At 67.6% G+C, this 16,306-nt stretch carries 18 protein-coding genes and 1 pseudogene; 15 read left to right on the top strand and 4 right to left on the bottom strand.

All coding sequences use genetic code 11. The features are described 5' to 3' along the window. The first annotated feature begins 87 nt into the window (after nt 1–87). Nucleotides 88–1,101 (top strand): LacI family DNA-binding transcriptional regulator, encoded by a 1,014-nt coding sequence (locus K5L49_RS13765; protein ID WP_223693584.1) that lies wholly within the window; start codon nt 88–90, stop codon nt 1,099–1,101. A 287-nt stretch (nt 1,102–1,388) separates the two neighbouring features. After that, nucleotides 1,389–1,625: pseudogene (locus K5L49_RS13770) on the top strand (bifunctional rhamnulose-1-phosphate aldolase/short-chain dehydrogenase); the annotation flags it as partial. A gap of 42 nt (nt 1,626–1,667) precedes the next feature. Here K5L49_RS13770 and K5L49_RS13775 read toward each other — a convergent pair. Continuing rightward, the gene (locus tag K5L49_RS13775; protein WP_223693585.1) at nt 1,668–2,210 is read right to left on the bottom strand and encodes an AAA family ATPase; all 543 of its coding nucleotides are present in this window, start codon (nt 2,208–2,210) and stop codon (nt 1,668–1,670) included. 93 nt (nt 2,211–2,303) lie between these two features. On the opposite strand from K5L49_RS13775, the gene K5L49_RS13780 reads away from it, so the two are divergent. Both K5L49_RS13780 and K5L49_RS13785 read left to right on the top strand, forming a co-directional pair. Continuing rightward, nucleotides 2,304–3,185, top strand: a complete 882-nt coding sequence (locus K5L49_RS13780; RefSeq protein WP_223693587.1) for an aldo/keto reductase — start codon at nt 2,304–2,306, stop codon at nt 3,183–3,185. A 3-nt stretch (nt 3,186–3,188) separates the two neighbouring features. Continuing rightward, nucleotides 3,189–3,452 carry an NAD(P)H-binding protein gene (locus tag K5L49_RS13785; RefSeq protein WP_223693589.1) on the top strand — a complete coding sequence of 88 codons (264 nt, stop codon included), beginning with the start codon at nt 3,189–3,191 and terminating at the stop codon, nt 3,450–3,452. A 51-nt stretch (nt 3,453–3,503) separates the two neighbouring features. On the opposite strand, the gene K5L49_RS13790 is transcribed toward K5L49_RS13785, so the two are convergent. After that, entirely contained in the window at nt 3,504–3,698 is a 195-nt protein-coding gene (locus tag K5L49_RS13790) for a hypothetical protein (protein WP_223693591.1), read from the bottom strand. Between K5L49_RS13790 and K5L49_RS13795 the strand changes: the two genes are divergently transcribed. Next, the gene (locus tag K5L49_RS13795; RefSeq protein WP_263298866.1) at nt 3,689–3,883 is read left to right on the top strand and encodes a helix-turn-helix domain-containing protein; all 195 of its coding nucleotides are present in this window, start codon (nt 3,689–3,691) and stop codon (nt 3,881–3,883) included. The genes K5L49_RS13790 and K5L49_RS13795 overlap by 10 nt on opposite strands. A gap of 65 nt (nt 3,884–3,948) precedes the next feature. Here K5L49_RS13795 and K5L49_RS13800 read toward each other — a convergent pair whose 3' ends face one another. Then, nucleotides 3,949–4,518 carry an NADPH-dependent F420 reductase gene (locus K5L49_RS13800; RefSeq protein ID WP_223693593.1) on the bottom strand — a complete coding sequence of 190 codons (570 nt, stop codon included), beginning with the start codon at nt 4,516–4,518 and terminating at the stop codon, nt 3,949–3,951. Nucleotides 4,519–4,621: 103 nt separating this feature from the next. Between K5L49_RS13800 and K5L49_RS13805 the strand changes: the two genes are divergently transcribed. The 8 genes from K5L49_RS13805 (at nt 4,622) to msuE (ending at nt 14,033) form a co-directional block, all read left to right on the top strand. Continuing rightward, on the top strand, nt 4,622–5,149 hold the full coding sequence (locus K5L49_RS13805) for a MarR family winged helix-turn-helix transcriptional regulator (protein WP_223693595.1): 528 nt from the start codon (nt 4,622–4,624) through the stop codon (nt 5,147–5,149). Nucleotides 5,150–5,324: 175 nt separating this feature from the next. Then, nucleotides 5,325–6,968 carry an ABC transporter substrate-binding protein gene (locus tag K5L49_RS13810; protein ID WP_223693597.1) on the top strand — a complete coding sequence of 548 codons (1,644 nt, stop codon included), beginning with the start codon at nt 5,325–5,327 and terminating at the stop codon, nt 6,966–6,968. Beyond that, a complete protein-coding gene (locus tag K5L49_RS13815; protein ID WP_223693599.1) occupies nt 6,946–7,980 on the top strand; it encodes an ABC transporter permease in 1,035 nt (344 codons plus the stop codon). Before K5L49_RS13810 ends, K5L49_RS13815 begins: the two co-directional genes overlap by 23 nt. Continuing rightward, a complete protein-coding gene (locus tag K5L49_RS13820) occupies nt 7,977–8,837 on the top strand; it encodes an ABC transporter permease (RefSeq protein WP_223693600.1) in 861 nt (286 codons plus the stop codon). The genes K5L49_RS13815 and K5L49_RS13820 overlap by 4 nt, the downstream gene beginning before the upstream one ends. Continuing rightward, on the top strand, nt 8,837–10,585 hold the full coding sequence (locus K5L49_RS13825; RefSeq protein WP_223693602.1) for a dipeptide ABC transporter ATP-binding protein: 1,749 nt from the start codon (nt 8,837–8,839) through the stop codon (nt 10,583–10,585). The genes K5L49_RS13820 and K5L49_RS13825 overlap by 1 nt, the downstream gene beginning before the upstream one ends. A gap of 40 nt (nt 10,586–10,625) precedes the next feature. Continuing rightward, nucleotides 10,626–12,011, top strand: a complete 1,386-nt coding sequence (locus tag K5L49_RS13830; protein WP_223693604.1) for an LLM class flavin-dependent oxidoreductase — start codon at nt 10,626–10,628, stop codon at nt 12,009–12,011. Nucleotide 12,012: 1 nt separating this feature from the next. Next, nucleotides 12,013–13,440: an LLM class flavin-dependent oxidoreductase gene (locus tag K5L49_RS13835; RefSeq protein ID WP_223693605.1), complete on the top strand. Its 1,428-nt coding sequence runs from the start codon at nt 12,013–12,015 to the stop codon at nt 13,438–13,440. A gap of 26 nt (nt 13,441–13,466) precedes the next feature. Continuing rightward, on the top strand, nt 13,467–14,033 hold the full coding sequence (msuE, locus tag K5L49_RS13840) for an FMN reductase (protein WP_223693608.1): 567 nt from the start codon (nt 13,467–13,469) through the stop codon (nt 14,031–14,033). A gap of 13 nt (nt 14,034–14,046) precedes the next feature. Here the strand turns inward: msuE and K5L49_RS13845 are convergent, their stop codons facing one another. Continuing rightward, complete coding sequence (locus K5L49_RS13845) at nt 14,047–14,679, bottom strand: TetR family transcriptional regulator (protein ID WP_223693610.1); 633 nt, start codon at nt 14,677–14,679, stop codon at nt 14,047–14,049. Between the two features lie 97 nt (nt 14,680–14,776). Here K5L49_RS13845 and K5L49_RS13850 point away from each other — a divergent pair, with 97 nt between their 5' ends. Both K5L49_RS13850 and K5L49_RS13855 read left to right on the top strand, forming a co-directional pair. Beyond that, nucleotides 14,777–15,628, top strand: coding sequence for an MFS transporter (locus K5L49_RS13850; protein WP_223693612.1), 852 nt, complete (start codon nt 14,777–14,779; stop codon nt 15,626–15,628). Nucleotides 15,629–15,642: 14 nt separating this feature from the next. Then, complete coding sequence (locus tag K5L49_RS13855; RefSeq protein ID WP_223693614.1) at nt 15,643–16,227, top strand: MFS transporter; 585 nt, start codon at nt 15,643–15,645, stop codon at nt 16,225–16,227. Nucleotides 16,228–16,306: the final 79 nt, after the last annotated feature.

The following is a 16,306-nucleotide window of genomic DNA, read 5'->3' on the forward strand; positions in this document are numbered from 1 at the left end:
GTTACCGGTAACGTTTCCGGTAACGGTTCCGCTAAGATAGCTCCGGTAAGCCGACGATGTCAATGTCCCCGTTCAGAGAGGCGGATCATGGCGCACAGAGTAACTCTCGCCGACGTCTCCCGCGCCGCGGGAGTCGGAATCGCGACAGTTTCTCGCGCGCTCGCCACGGAACCGCACCGCGACGTGAGCCCGGCGACGCGGAAGCGCATCCGTGAAGTCGCCGACGAGCTCGGCTATCGCCCGTCGGTCGCCGCCCGCGCACTGCGCAGCGGCGGCTATCACGCCTTGAGTGTCGTCGTCCCCGGCAACACCTGGGGTTGGTGGGAGCCGGTGGTGCGGGCTGCGTTCCAGAACGCCGACGCCCACGGCTATCAGGTCCTCGTGCATCCGGTCGCCGGGCGGCCGGGGGGTGCCGCGGCAGTCATCGAGAGCCTCGGGAACGTTCCGACCGAGGGCGCATTGCTCTTCGGGTCGGCCGACGACCGGGCGGTGCATGATGCAGCGCAGCACGTTCGTCTTCCACTCGTCGCCATCGATGACGTGTCGGAGGAGGTACTGGTTCCGACGATCGGGGCAGACAGCCACGGCGGCGCGTTCGACGCGGTGACCCATCTTGTGCGCTCGGGTCGTCGTCGCATCGCGTATGTCGGAAGCGATAACGCCGCCATGTTCGCGAGGGACCGCCTCCGCGGATACCGGGACGCCCTCGACGCGGCCGGCATCGTCGCGGATGAGGGTGTCGTCGTCTTGTGCCGTGACTCCGAGGACGAGTCGGTCGAGCGATACCCGGAGGTCGACGAACTGTTGCGCGCGCATCCGGAGATCGATGCCATCTTCTGCGAGTTCGACCTGATCGCGGCGCCGGTGCTCCGTTCGCTGCGCGCGGTCGGCCGAGCGGTGCCTTCGGATGTCGCGCTGATGGGCTTCGACGACGAGCGCGCCGCGCAACTGCTCGACCCGACGCTCAGCACGATCCGCCAGCCCTACGAAGATATGGGCGCGCGAGCAGTTGACGTGCTGCTGCGCATGGTCGCGGGCGAGCCTGTACCCGCCGAGCGCGAGCTCCTCCCAACCACTCTCCGCCTGCGTCGGTCGAGCTAGTTCGCACGAAGCCGGTCCAATGGGCTTCGCTCGAACGAGGGCCGAGAACATGAGACTCGTTGCTACAACGTCCGCCGCATCGTCAGGGACGTCGCGGGTCTTGTGTCGGCGCCGACGAGCTCAACAGCCACCCGTAGCGATGAATGAACGCGAGCTCGTGACGAACCGGGTGAGGGATCGAACGGGGTGAGCATCGTCCGGAAACGGTCAAACTCCTCGGGATTTCTGCGGCGCGAACCTAGCCTGGGGCTCGGATCGAAGGGATGCTCATGGAATCGGGGAACAGGAAGCGTGTCGTTGTCGGGAGTGACTTCGCCGGCTGGGGAGCCAATCGCGCGGCGACCTACGGTGTCAAAGAGGAAGACCTCGGCCGGTTCTACGCCGACCGCACCATCCTCAAACGCGAAGTCGTGCCGGAGAACGTCGCCGACGCCGTCACTGTTCTGACCGGCCCGGAGCTCTCGCGCACGACGGGTCTGCATATCCCCGTCGACTCCGGCGTAGCCGCCGCTTTCCTCCGCTAGCCGCCACGGGCAGAGTCCCTGGCAGGAGCGGGTTGGGCCGAATCAACGATCCTCGCCCGGCTGGGTCGTCGTTCGTCGCCGGATCGCATCGACGATGTCGGCGATCCTCGCCTCGTTCGTCGTGTCTTCGGCGTCGATGATGATCGGTGCCTCGTCGACCGGGGGTTCGAAGTGGGTCACGTGATCTTCGAGGACGGAGTCGATGACGTCATGACGCCGTTGCTCGGAACGGTTCGCCTGCACTCGTTCTTGCTGCAGAACAGGATCGATCTGGACCCACACGAGAGCGAGTGGGGTTCCTGACCGCTCGGCCAGGGTTCGCCATTCGTCGCGGATGAACCGTGGCGATCCCGTGTCGTCCACGACAACCTGCTGACCGGCGCGAAGAAGGCTTTCGGCTCGCTCGTGGGCGATCTGCTTGGTCAGAACCCACTCTTCCAGCGGGATGCCCAGCCCGCCGTCCAGGCCGCGCTCAGCGTTGATGCGGTCGAGACTGATGACGCTTCCTGGTAGCTGTTCCGCCAGCTGTGCGGCGACGGTGCTCTTGCCCGAGAAAGAAAGTCCGCACATCAGCGTCAGGGCCATGACGACACGATATCCGCTCTCCGCGACAGGTGCGGTGTTCCCGGTACAGCCAGTCACTCCCTCCGGGGCGGCAACCGGTCTAGCGTCGAGGGAATGAACAACATCCTCACTCTGAACAACGGTGTCGAGATGCCCGCTCTCGGATTCGGTGTCTTCCAGACCCCTCCGGATGAAACCGCGGAAGCGGTCGCTGGCGCGCTCGCCACGGGGTACCGCCTGATTGACACGGCTGCCGCGTACGGCAACGAGCGGGGTGTCGGTGACGCGATTCGCGCATCCGGACTCGCCCGTGATGATGTCTTCATCGAGACGAAGATCTGGATCAGCGACTACGGCTACGACCAGACGCTGCACGCGTTCGACAAGAGCGCCCGCAAGCTCGGCGTCGACACGATCGACCTGCTGCTCCTGCATCAGGCGCTCCCCGGCGAGTTCGATGAGACCGTCGGTGCGTACCGCGCGCTGGAGCGGTTGCTCGCCGAGGGGAAGGTTCGCGCGATCGGTGTCAGCAATTTCATGCCCGCCCACCTCGCCTCGCTTCTCGGGCAGACCGAGATCGTCCCGGCCGTCAACCAGATCGAAGTGCATCCGTACTTCACCCAGGCTGAGCTTCAGGCAGCCGATGCGGAACAGGGCATCGTCACTCAGGCGTGGTCGCCGATCGGTGGCATCACCTCCTACCGTGGCGAGGGGGCCACGAGCACGTTCACCGATCCGGTGATCCTCGCGATCGCTGAGGAACATGGCACGTCCGCGGCTCAGGTGATGCTGCGCTGGCATCTGCAGGAGGGCCGCTCCGCGATCCCGAAGTCGGTGAAACCGGAACGGATCCGCGAGAACTTCGACGTGTTCGACTTCGAACTCCTCGACGACGAGCTGCGTCGGATCGATGCCCTCGACCGCGGTGTTAGAGGAGGTCCCGAGCCGGACGTCATCACGCTCGAGAGTTTCGGCCGCGACATCCCCGAGGACTGACGGATGCGACCGAGGACGGTGCTTGCGATCGGTGCGACCGGCAGCGTCGGCGTTCCGGTCGTCGCTGAAGCGCTCCGGCAGGGCTACCGGGTTCGCGCCCTCATTCAGGATTCCGGCCGCGCCGGACGACGTGCGCTCGGGGCCGAGTCTGTAGTGGGCGACCTCCCTCGCTCGGGCACGCTCGTGGCTGCCGTCGACGGGGTGGACGCTGTGGTGTTCACCCACGGGTCTCACGGCGGCCCGGGTCAGGCTCCGGCAATGCGGTGAGCGCGATCCGCACGCTCGTCGACCGCCACCCCCCCAAGTGGCGATCAGACGTCAGGCGCCGATGGTGACCGTCACTTCGCTCGGTTTCTTCACGGGCGTCTCCTCCAGGGCGTGCCCCTCGGTGTCGATGTGGGGCAGGACCTTGTCGAGCCATTTCGGGAGCCACCAGGCGGACTTCCCGAGCAGGCTCAGCAGCGCGGGCGAACGATGACGCGCTCGCGGCGCGATTCGAGGCGTTGACGCCACGCGAGCTGGAGGTCGTTCGTTCTGTCGCGTCCGGGCTGAGCAACGACGAGATCGCCGCCCGGACGTTCGTCTCACCGTTCACCGTGAAGACCCATGCCAACCGGGCGATGACGAAGGTGGGGGCGCGCGATCGAGCTCAACTGGTGGCGTTCGCGTTCCTCGCCGGGATCGCACGCGACGACTAGGAGTCGCCCGACGCCGGGCGAGTCGCCCGCCGTTCTGCCGTCGGCAGGGAGCGGGCGACGTCCGCTCAGGCGTTCAGCCCGAAGCCGCCGGTCCAGCTGATCTTCTCGCCGACGGCGAGCACGAGCTGCTGGAAGCCGATCGCCTCGAGTTCGCGGGCGCGCTTGAGCGAGCCGGCGTCGACCGCGGCGACGCCACCCGCGACGATGATCTCGGCCAGAGCCGATTTGGCTGCGGCATCGTCACCGGCGATGAGCACGGTGGTCTGCCCGGATCCGACCTTCTTGCTGACGAGGGTCGCCGCGAACGTGGTGTTGAACGCTTTCAGAACGGTCGAGTCCGGGAGCTTCGAGGCGATCTCGGCCGCGGCCGAGCTGTCGGCGGGAACGACGAGGTCGTCGAAGGTCTCGAAGTTCAACGGATTGGTGATGTCGACGACGATCGTGCCCGCGAGGGCTGCGCCGTGTGCGGCGATCACGGCCGTGACCTCGGGGTAGGGAACCGCGAGAACGACGATGTCGCCCGCGATCGGCGCGGTGTCGCGCCCGATGTATTCGACCGTGTGGCCGCCCGAGGCAGCGAGGCCGCCGATGGCGTTCGCCATGTTTCCGCTGCCGATGATGCTGACCGTGCTCATGAATTCTTCCTTTCGAAACGGAACCGCATCCCAATTTGTTGATGCGTCAACTAAAGTAACCCCGTTTAGTTGAAGTGTCAACTAAATCGGTTACACTGGAGGAATGACGGAGACGAAGGATCTCGCCGACCGCGAGAAGGAGGCCTGGCTGGGGCTCGTCGCGCTCGTCCAGCTCCTGCCCGGCGTGCTCGACGCTCAGCTGAATCGCGACTCCGCACTCACTCATTTCGAGTTCTTCGCTCTCTCCCGTCTGTCGGAAGCGCCCGGTGCGCTCATGCGGATGACCGCGCTCGCCGCAGCGACGAATGCGTCGCTCTCGCGACTGAGCCACGTCGTGACGCGGCTGGAGGCGCGAGGACTCCTCCGCCGGCAGCCGTGCGCCGAAGATGGGCGCGCCACGAACGTCGTGCTCACCGATCAGGGCGCCGCATACGTCGGTGACGCCGCGCCGGGACACCTCGCGACGGTCCGTTCGACGGTGATGGATGCACTCACTCCCGAGCAGGTCTCGCAGCTTGCCGAGATCGCGGTCGCCGTCGTCGGGGCGATCGATCCGACGCACCGGGCCAGCGACGTGTGCGAGAGCATCGTCGCAGCGCAGCGCAACGCTGAAGCGCACCACCAGCACTGAAGCGCACCACTGAGGCCGGTCGGGCGCCGACCCTACTGTGCCGCGCCCCCGTGCGCCAGCACATGTCTGCACATGACGCCGTGTTGAGTTTTCCGTCTCGGGTCTTGCGACACGGGGGGAGTGTTCCCTTTAGCGTTGCTGCACTCACCCAACCCCCGAATCCAGGAGTCTCAGCATGCGTTCGCGCTCCCTCCGTACCGCCCTTGCCGCGTCGGCCCTCGTGCTCGCCAGTGCCCTGGCCTTGACCGCGTGCGCCGGCGGCTCCGCCCCCTCGTCCGGCACCGGTCAGCGTGTCGAGGGCGGCACGATCGTCTACGCCCACCAGCAGGAGCCGGCCTGCGTGTTCGGCGGCTGGATCGAGCAGGCCTACCTCTCGTACCAGGTGCTCGACAATCTCACCTCGCTCGACGCGAACCACACCGTCGTGCCCTGGCTGGCCACCGCGTGGAAGCAGTCGGCCGACGGCCTCACCTGGACCTTCACGCTCAAGAAGGGCGTGAAGTTCACCGACGGTACCCCGCTCACAGCCGGTGTCGTCGCCTACAACTTCGACTACTGGGTCAAGGGCGGCAACAGCACGGCGGCTGTCTGGCTCGGCGGCTACTACAAGTCGGCGACGGCGGTCGACGACCAGACCCTGCAGGTGAACCTGTCGAAGCCGTACCCGCGCCTGGCCGACAACCTCACCCAGGGCTATTTCGGCATCCAGTCCCAGCATGCGCTGGAGACCCGCACGAAAGAGCAGAACTGCGAGGCGCCGATCGGTTCGGGCGCGTTCGTGGTGAAGAAGTGGAACCGCGGGCAAGACATCGTGCTCACCCGCAACAACGGATACACCTCACCGCCGGCGAACGCCAAGCACACCGGCCCCGCCTATGTCGACGAGATCGACTGGAAGTTCGTCGCCGACCCGACCACCCGCGTCGCGGCCTTGCAGTCCGGCCAGGTCAACGCGATCTACGATGTGCCCGCCATTCAGTGGAACACGCTGAAGTCGGGCGGATACCAACTCGAGAAGTACGTGACGCCCGGCCGGCCGCAGCAGATCTCCTTCAACACGCAGAAGGGTCCGTTCACCGACGAGAAGGTGCGTCAGGCGTTCGCCTACAGCCTCGACCGCAAGCAGATCGTCGACACCATCGGCCGCGGTGTGATCCCGGTCGAGGGCAACGGCGGTGTGAGCCAGGCGACCCCGGGCTACAGCACGAAGGCCGCGGATTGGTACAGCCTCGACACCGCCAAGGCGAACGCCCTGCTGGATGCGGCGGGCTGGTCGAAGAAGAACGACGAGGGCATCCGGGTCAAAGACGGCAAGACGCTGTCGGTGATCCTGCCCTACGGAGCCGGGTCGATCATCAACGCCGACGGCGCCGCGATCCTGCAAGGCGTGAAGGAGCAGGCGTCGAAGACCGGCTTCGACGTGGAGCTCGTGCCGGTGCCGCAGAGCGAGTTCTTCGCCGGCAAATACTCCACCCCCGACGACCACGACCTGAGCGTCGGCTACTGGACGGCCGTCACGGCCGGCATCCTCTACATCAACTGGCGTCCGTCGACGCCGGAAGACCCGAACTACGCCAATAGCGCGTTCTACAACGACCCGACCCTGGAGAAGTACATCCTCGAGGGCAACTCGGCCTCCGACGTCGCCGCCCAGAACGCGGCCTACGAGAAGGCGCAGGACTACATCGCCGAGCATGCGCTCTCGATCGGGGTCTACGACCGGCTCAGCACGCTCGCCGTCTCGCCGACCCTGAAGGGCGTGTGGCAGGAGCACGCACAGGGAGGACCGACGTTCTATGACGCTTACTTCACCAAGTAGCGCGGCGCCCTCCCCGGTCGGCGGGGCCCGGACTCCCATCGAGTCCGAGCCCCGGCGTCCCCGGCGCACCCGCAGCGTCCTCCGGCAGATCGCACTCAAGGTGCTCTCGGCCGTGGTGGTGCTTTGGGGCGCCGCGACCGTCGCGTTCTTCGCTCAGCTCGCGCTGCCGGGAGACCGCGCGACGGCCATCCTGAACATCCGGGCCGGACAGGCGCAACAGCGCACGCCCGCTGAACTGGCGCAGATCAACGAGCAGTACGGACTGCACCGGCCGGTGATCGTGCAATACCTCGACTACCTGCGCGGGCTCGTGGTCGGCGACTTCGGCACGTCGTACCAGCAGTTCCGCCCGGTCACCGCGATCATCGGCGAGCAGCTCGGGGCCACCGTCGCCCTGTCGGTGACGGCCATCCTGTTCGCGTGGGTGCTGATGGTGGTCTGGGTCACGCTCACCGCCGGGCGCGGACCGCGGAGCCGGGCCGCCGGATCGGTGATCGATGTGTTCGCCGCCGGGCTTCCCGCCTACTGGCTCGGGATCATCCTGCTGCTCGTATTCGGCCTCGGGTTGCGCTGGTTCCCGATCATCAGCGGCACGACGGTGAACGGGCTCGTGCTGCCCGCACTGACGCTCGCCATCCCGCTGGCCGGGTTCATGGCGCAGAGCACACGGGCGGAGTTCGAGCGCGCGCTGGAGCAGCCGTTCGTGGTGTCGGCCCGGATGCGCGGGCTCGGCGAGTGGGGCATCCGGCTGAAGCACGTGCTGCGCCACGCGGTCATCCCGGCCGTGACGCTCTCGGGGTGGGCGCTTGGTGCCACTCTGTCGGGCGCGGTCATCGTGGAGTCGATCTTCTCCCGGCCCGGCATCGGCTCCGTTCTCGTGTCGGCGGTGAACAACCAGGACCTGCCGGTCGTGGTGGGCATCGTCACCCTGGTCGCCGTGGTCTACGTCGTGGCGAATCTGCTCGTCGACATCGTCTACACCCTCATCGACCCCCGCTTGGATGTCTCATGACCGCTCTCGACACCCGTCCCCCTGTCGGCCGCTCGACCGCCACGGCTCTCGCCCGCCGCCCGTGGGGGCTCTACGTCGCCGTCGTGTTCGCCCTGCTGCTCACGGTCGCGGCTCTCGCGCCCCAGGTGCTCACGGTTCACGCGCCGACCGCCATCGACTACGGCGCCGCCTTGCAGCCGCCGTCGCTCGCCCACCTGTTCGGCACCGACGAATCCGGTCGCGACCTCTACACGCGTGTGGTCTGGGGCGCCGGCCAGTCGTTGCTGATCGGCCTGGGTGCCGCCGCCGTCGGCATCGTCATCGCCCTCGTGCTCGGCACGATCGCGGCGCTCGGCGTGAAACCGGCCGCGGTGATCGTCGACCGGTTCGTCGAGATCATGTTCACGTTTCCGGCACTGCTGCTTGCGCTGCTGCTGATCGCGATCGCGGGGCCGTCTGCGGCGACCGAGGTGTTCGCGGTCGGGCTCGGAACGGCGCCGGGGTATGCGCGCATGATCCGCGGCCAGATCCTCACAGCCAAGAACTCCGGCTATGTGGAGGCGGCGACCGCCTTGGGGCACTCCCGTTCCCGCATCATCCGCTCGCACATCCTCCCGAACGCCCTGCGGCCGCTGGTCGCCGTGTTCGCGCTCTCGGTGGGGCAGTCGATCGTGTGGGCATCGAGCCTGTCGTTCCTCGGTCTCGGCGTCGCGCCGCCGGCGTCGGAGTGGGGTGCGCTGCTCGACGCCGGCCGCCAGTACATCACCACTGCCTGGTGGCTCGTCGTCATCCCCGGGCTGGTCATCGTGGCGGTGGCGCTCGCGGCCACGACGATCGGCCGGCACGTGCAGAACCACCTGGAGAAGGGCGAGCGCTGATGAGCGTCACACAGACCGAGAACGATCCGGTCGCCGAGCTCGACTGGCCGGCGGTCCGGATGCGTGTGCGCAACCTGCGCGCGGCGTTCCGCGTCGACGGCGTGCGTCGCGATGTGGTGTCGGGCGTCTCGTTCGACCTCCTGCCCGGCGAATGCGTGGCGATCGTGGGCGAGTCGGGTTCGGGCAAGAGCGTGACCGCCCGCTCCCTGGTCGGGCTCACCGGCCGGAACGCGATCGTCGAGGCCGACACCCTCGAGATCCACCACGCGGATGTGCGGTCGTTCACCGACCGGCAGTGGCGGCGCATCCGGGGTCGCGACATCGGCTTCGTGCTGCAGGACGCACTGGTGTCGCTCGACCCGCTGCGCCCGGTCGGCCGGGAGATCGCCGAAGCACTCGCGGTGCACAACTGGGGCGACCGCGCGGCGCGCACGAAGCGGGTCGTCGAGCTGCTGGAGCGGGTCGGTGTTCCGTTCCCGCGGCTGCGCGCCCGCCAGCGACCGGATCAGCTCTCCGGCGGCCTGCGGCAGCGTGCCCTGATCGCCTCGGCCATCGCGCTCGACCCCGATATCGTGATCGCCGACGAGCCGACCACGGCGCTCGATGTGACAGTGCAGGCCCAGGTGCTCGCCCAGCTCGAGACGATGAAGACCCGCGGTGCCTCGATCATCCTGATCAGCCACGACCTCTCGGTCGTCGCCCGGCTCGCCGACCAGATCCTGGTCATGCGCGGGGGTGAGGTGCTCGAATCCGGCACCATCGCCGAGGTTCTCGGGGCGCCGCAGCACGAGTACACGCGTGCGCTCATCGCGGCGGTGCCGGGCGAGGCGACCCGCGGCAGGCCGCTGACCGTGGGCGCCGAACAGCCCGGCTCGACGACGACCGGTGCGGAACGAACCGGCACAGAACAGACCGGCACCGAACAGGCCGGCGCCGGTCCGGCCGCCGGCACCGTGGTGCTCGAGGCGACCGACCTCGTCAAACGGTTCCACACGGCCGACGGCACTGTCACCCGCGCGGTCGACCACGTGTCGTTCTCGCTGAAGGCGGGGGAGACGCTCGGCATCGTCGGTGAGTCCGGATCGGGCAAGAGCACCACCGCCAGACTCGCCCTCGGCCTCGAGAAGGTCGACGGCGGAAGCGTGCGGCTGCTCGGCGAACCGTGGGCGCCGCTGGCGGAGCGCCGGCGGCGCAGACTCCGGCGCCGCATCTCGGTCGTGTACCAGGACCCGCTGAGCTCGTTCGACCCGCGCTGGAACGTCGAGCGCATCCTGCTCGACGCACTTCGGGGCGAACCGTTTGCGACCGCCGCCGCTCGCGCGGCGCGCGTGCAGGAGCTGGTGCGGCAGGTCGGCCTGACGCCGGAAGTGCTCCCGCGGTTCCCGCTCAAGCTTTCCGGGGGCCAACGGCAGCGCGTCGCGATCGCGCGCGCTCTCGGTCCGCGGCCAGCCGTGATCGTGCTCGACGAGGCTGTCTCGGCGCTCGACGTCACGATCCAGGCGCAGATCCTCGACCTTCTCGTCGAGCTGCAGCGGGAGTCCGGCGTCGCCTACCTCTTCATCTCCCACGACCTCGGCGTGATCAGTCACCTGAGCGATCGCGTGTTGGTGATGAAAGACGGCGTGGTCGTCGAGCAGGGAACGCCCGACGACATCTTCGTGCGCCCGCAGCATCCGTACACCCGCGACCTGATCGCGGCGATCCCCGAGTTCGACCCGGCCTCTTTCGCTGCGCCGACCTCGAGCTGACCCCGACTTCGACGAACCCGACGAACCGATAGGAACCCCCATGCCCCGCCCTCTGCGCTTCAACGCGTTCGTGATGCACACCAACTCGCACATCCACCACGGTCAGTGGCGCCGGCCGGACGCCGGCCAGGTCGACTTCGAAGACATCGACCTCTGGATCTCTCTCGCCAAGCTCCTCGAAGCGGCGAAGTTCGACGCGATCTTCCTCGCCGACGTCAGCGGGGTGTACGGCGACGCCGACGCCGACTTCGATGTGTACATCCGGGAGGGGCTGCAGATCCCGAGCCACGATCCGATCACCCTGGTCGCGGCGATCGCCACGCACACCGAGCACCTCGGACTGGCACTCACCTCGAATGTCGTGCAGAACCACCCGTTCAACTTCGCCCGCCAGATCTCCACCCTCGACCACATCTCCAAGGGCCGGGTGGCGTGGAACATCGTCACCGGCACCCAGGACAACGGCGCACGCAACTTCGGGCTGCCGCGACTCGTCGACCACGCCGAGCGTTACGCCTGGGCGGAGGAATACGTCGACGTCGCCTACAAGCTCTGGGAGGGGTCGTGGGATGACGGCGCGCTGCTGAAGGATCGCGAGCGCGGCCTCTACTCCGACTCTTCGAAGATCCACACCATCGACCACGTCGGCCCCCGCTACACCGTGCAGGGCCCGCACCTGCCGTCGCCCTCGCCGCAGCGCACCCCGGTGCTCTACCAGGCGGGGTCATCCGGATCCGGTCGCGCGTTCGCCGCCCGCAACGCGGAGGCGACCTTCATCATCGCCCCGTCGCCCGCCGTCGCGAAGCAGCAGATCGAGGAGACCCGGCGTCTCGCGGTCGAGGCCGGTCGGCGGGAAGACGACATCACCTTCTACCAAGGGCTCAGCTTCGTCATCGGCGACACCGAGGAGGAGGCGCAGGCCAAAGCGGCCGAGTACGAGAAGTACGTCAGCATCGACGGCTACCTCGCCCACAGTGCCCTCGTCGATCAGGACGGCCGCGCCTACGACCCGGACACCCCTCTCAACGAGGTGCAGACCGACACGATGCGCGGTTTCAGCGAGTGGGTGCGGAAGGCGATCACCGACCGCGAGCCGACCATCCGGGATGTCGCCCTGGTGATCTCGCGGCAGACCCGCGTCGTCGGCACCCCCGAGCAGATCGCGGATGCGCTCGTCGAGTGGCAGCAGGCGGGCGTCGACGGCATCAACGTGATCAATTGGGTGATCCCCGGCTCGTTCCAGGAGTTCGCCGACAAAGTTCTCCCCGTGCTGCGGGAACGCGGCCTCGCGCAGACCGAGTACGCGGAGGGACCGCTGCGGCAGAAGCTGTTCGGTGAGCCCCTGCTCAACGACCGTCACCCCGCGGCGCGGTACCGTGGAGCCTTCACCGAGTCGGCCACGGCCCTCGCGCCGGAAGGGGCCTGAGATGGCAGAACGCAAGCAGCTCTTCGTCAACCTGTTCGAGATGGCGTGCGTGAGTCACATCACGCACGGTCTCTGGCCCCTGCCCGGAAACAACCGGGAACGGTTCGCCGATATCGACTACTGGCTCGAACTCGCCCAGATCCTCGAGCACGGAGGATTCGACGGCATCTTCCTCGCCGATGTGATCGGCGCGTACGACGTCTTCCGCGATGGACCGGAGACGGCACTGCGCGAAGGCCTGCAGAGTCCGAACCTCGACCCGCTGCTCGTGATCCCCGCTATGGCGGCGGTCACCGAGCGTCTCGGTTTCGGTGTCACCTTCTCCACGACCTACGAGCCGCCGTTCGCCTTCGCGCGCCGCATGTCGACGCTCGACCATCTCACTAAAGGGCGTGTCGGCTGGAACGTCGTCACCTCGTATCTGCCGAACGCCGCCCGCAACTTCGGCCTCGACGGCGAGATCCCGCACGATCTGCGCTACCGCTACGCCGACGAGTACCTGGATGTGCTCTACAAGCTCTGGGAGGGATCGTGGGATGACGACGCGGTCGTCGCCGACCGCGAGCGCGGGATCTTCACCGATCCGGCGAAAGTGCGCTACATCGACCACGTGGGGGAGCGCCACCGGGTCGCCGGGCCGCACATCGTGCACCCGTCTCCCCAACGCACACCGGTGATCTTCCAGGCCACCGGGTCGCCGGCCGGCATCGAGTTCGCCGGTCGTCACGCCGAGGTCGTCTTCACCGGTGGCCGCACGACGGAGGAGTTCCGGAGGAACGCGTCGAACATGAGCGAGGCCGCGGTGCGCCACGGCCGGCAGGCGGACGACATCAAGTTCATCGCAATGGCGGGCGTGATCGTCGGGCGCACCGAAGAGGAGGCGGCCGACAAGTGGCGCCTCTACCAGCAGCACGCCAGCATCGACGGGATCCTCGCCCACGCGAGTCTGCCCGTCGACCTCACCGCGTTCCCGCGCGACCTCACCGTTCGTGAGGCGCTGAACCGCGCGGGGGTGCCGCAGGAGCGCGTGCCGTTCCTGCCGCTCGACCGCACCGTGGGTGAAGCGCTCGACTTCGTCTCCGGGTCGAGGGAAGACCGGTTCCTGGTGGTCGGTACGCCGACCGTCGTGGCCGACGCGATCGAGCGCTGGCTCGACGAGGACGGGCTCGACGGCATCAACCTGCGCCAGTACCATTCGTTCGACACGGCACGCGACTTCGCCGAACTCGTGGTTCCCGAGCTGCGCAAGCGAGGACGGCTCCCGGCCGAGGGAGAACGGTCGGCGACTCTGCGTGAGCGGCTGTTCGGCGCCGGCAACAGCCGCTTGCCCGATCGGCACATCGGCGCGCGGTACCGGGGCGGTGCGAATCTGCACGAACCTCTCGAGCCGCTGCTCCTCGACGCAGCGAATGCGGGGTCGTTCTCGTGACGGGTTCGGCGCTTTCGATCGTCGGCGTGAGCGGCAGCCCCACGCATCCATCCCGCACGACGACACTGGTGCGCGGTGTGACCGAGGCGTTCGCCGAGGCGGTCGGCGGCACGCCGACCGTGATCGAGCTGGCGCCGCTGCTCGGCGAACTCGGGGCGGGCCCCTTCCGTACGCAGCTGGGGGCCAACGTTCAGGCCGCGCTGGAGACGGTGGAGGCGGCCGACATCGTCGTGGTCGGGTCGCCCGCGTACCGTGCGACATACACGGGACTGTTCAAGTTGTTCTTCGACCACGTCGGGCAGTACTCGCTGGTGGACAAGCCGATCGTGCTGACAGCGACCGGCGGCAGCGAACGTCACGCCCTGCTGGTGGAGCACCAGATGCGTCCGCTGTTCGGGTTCTTCCAGTCGCTCACTCTGCCGCTCGGCATCTACGGGAGCGAGCGCGACTTCGAGAATTACGAGATCACCTCGGACGATCTGAAGGAGCGCATCCAGGTGTCGATCTCTCGCACGCTGCCGCTCATCCGCTCGCACATCGATCCGCAGACCGAGGCGGTGCCGACGACGTTCACCCGGCCGGATGCGTTCTGAGACGAGGGAAGGCTCAGTCGCCGGTCACATGACCGGCGGCCGGCCCGAGCGGATGCACGGCGTTCATCGCCTCGTCCACGAGGGCGCTCAGGTCGGAGCCGGGATTCTCGGCCCAGTGGAGCGAAGCCGCTTCCATGCTCGTGAGGGCCGCTCCGACGATCGCGATGGCTGTCAGGCTCGGCGCGTCTGAGCCGGTCGAGGAGTGCAGGCGCTTCTCGATGAGGGGTGCGAGGTTCGCCACCCATCGGCGGCGACGGTCTTCGATGCTTGCCTGAACGCCCGCTTCGTCACGAAGCATCAATTGCAGTCGACGCGACCGTTCCTGGTTCGTCTCCTGGAGCTTCACGAAAACCTGGAAGGCGGCTCGGAGGGCGTCCCAGGCTGTGCGCTCCGGCGGCTGTCGATGCAGCGATTCCACCAGGCGATCCCCGGATTCCACGAGGCGACTCAGGAGGAGGTCGTCTTTGCCGGTGAAGTAGCGGAAGAACGTGCGGCGTGACATCCCGGATGCTTCGGCGACCTGCTCGATCGTCGTCGACTCGAAGCCCTGGGTGGCGAAGAGCTCCCAGGCCTGGCGGAGCACCTCGTTCCGCACCGCGAGACGTGTGACGTCGCGGAGGGCGGTGTCCGTCGTCGTCGAAGTCACGCCTTCAGCCTAGACCAGAGTGCCGCGATTGGCACTGTGTGTCAGTAATGACATAGAGTGTCAATCGACTTTCGCGAAACTGAAGACGAGGAACCCTGTGACGACCCGAGAAGCAGTCGAGGCGCCCGGCGCCGAACCCGAAGACAGCGCCATCCGCTCGGCCGGCGGCGGGCGGGCGACCGTCAATCTGGTGCTGGTCGGCGTGGGTGCACTGGTCGTCTCGCTCTCGCAGACGGTGCTCATCCCGGTGCTCGGCACGCTGCCGAAAGAGCTGAACACCTCCGCCGCGAACGTCAGCTGGCTGCTGACCTCGACGCTCCTGGTGGCCGCGGTGGCCGTTCCGATCATGGGCCGGCTCGGCGACATGTTCGGCAAACGGCTCCTGTTGCTCGTCGCCATCGGTGCGCTCGTTCTGGGTTCGGTCATGGCGGCGCTGATGAACGACATCGTCTGGCTCATCGTGGCGCGGGCGATCCAAGGCATCGGCTCGGCTGCCATCCCGCTGGGGATCAGCCTGCTGGCCACGATCATGCCGAAGAAGCGCGTGGCGTCCTCCATCGCGCTCATCAGTGCGATGCTCGGCGTCGGGGGCGCGCTCGGACTGCCGTTCGCCGGACTGATCGTCGAGCACTCGAACTTCCACGTGCTGTTCTGGATCACCGGCGTCGTCGGCCTGATCTCGTTCCTCGGCATCCTGCTCTTCGTGCCGGAATCGCACCACCGCGAAGGCGGCCGCGTCGACATCGTCGGGTCGGTGCTGCTCGCCATCGGTCTCGTTGCGCTGCTGCTGCCGCTCGAAGAGAGCTCGACCTGGGGATGGGGTGATGTCAAGACCATCGGCCTGCTGATCGTCGCCGCCGTCGTCTTCGTCGTCTTCGCCCTCGTTCAACTGCGGTTCAAGCAACCGCTGGTGGACATCCGCGCGCTGCGCCGCCCCCGATCCTTCTGACGAATGTCGCGTCGGTGCTGTTCGGATTCGCCCTGTTCGCGTCGATGATCGGAACGGCCTCGTTCGTCGAGACGCCGGCGATCGCCGGATACGGGTTCGGGGCCTCCGTCGTCGTCGGTGGCCTCACGATGCTGCCCAGCGGCATCGCCATGCTGATCGTCTCTCCCCTCACCGCGCGTCTGATCACGGCCTGGGGGCCATCGTTCACGCTGTCGCTCGGCGCTCTCGTCGTCGCCGCCGGATGGGTCTACCGCATCTTCGCAGTCGGGTCGCTCACCGAGGTCATCATCGGCTCGGCCATTATCGGCATCGGAACGGGGATCGGCTACGCCGCCATCCCGTCTTTGATCAACGCGCACACGCCGCCATCGGAGATCGCCGCCGCCAACGGTCTCAACTCGCTTTTCCGCAGCCTGGGAAGCTCGCTCGCCGCAGCGATCGGTGCGAGCATCCTGGCGGCCAACACCGTGCTTCTCGGCGCGGTTGCGATCCCGTCGCTCTCGGCGTACCGCATCCTGTTCGTGATCTGCGCGGTGGCGTCGCTGTGCGCCGCGATCATCGTGCTCTTCATCCCGCGAACGAAGCGCGCCATCGCCTGAACCGTGCAGCAACGGTAGCGCGGCAGAGGCAGGCCGGCGGACAGGAGTCCGCCGGCCTGCCTCTGTGCCGGGAGCCGGC

The sequence above is a fragment of the Leifsonia poae genome, from assembly GCF_020009625.1.
In the GTDB taxonomy this organism is placed as follows: domain Bacteria; phylum Actinomycetota; class Actinomycetes; order Actinomycetales; family Microbacteriaceae; genus Leifsonia; species Leifsonia poae_A.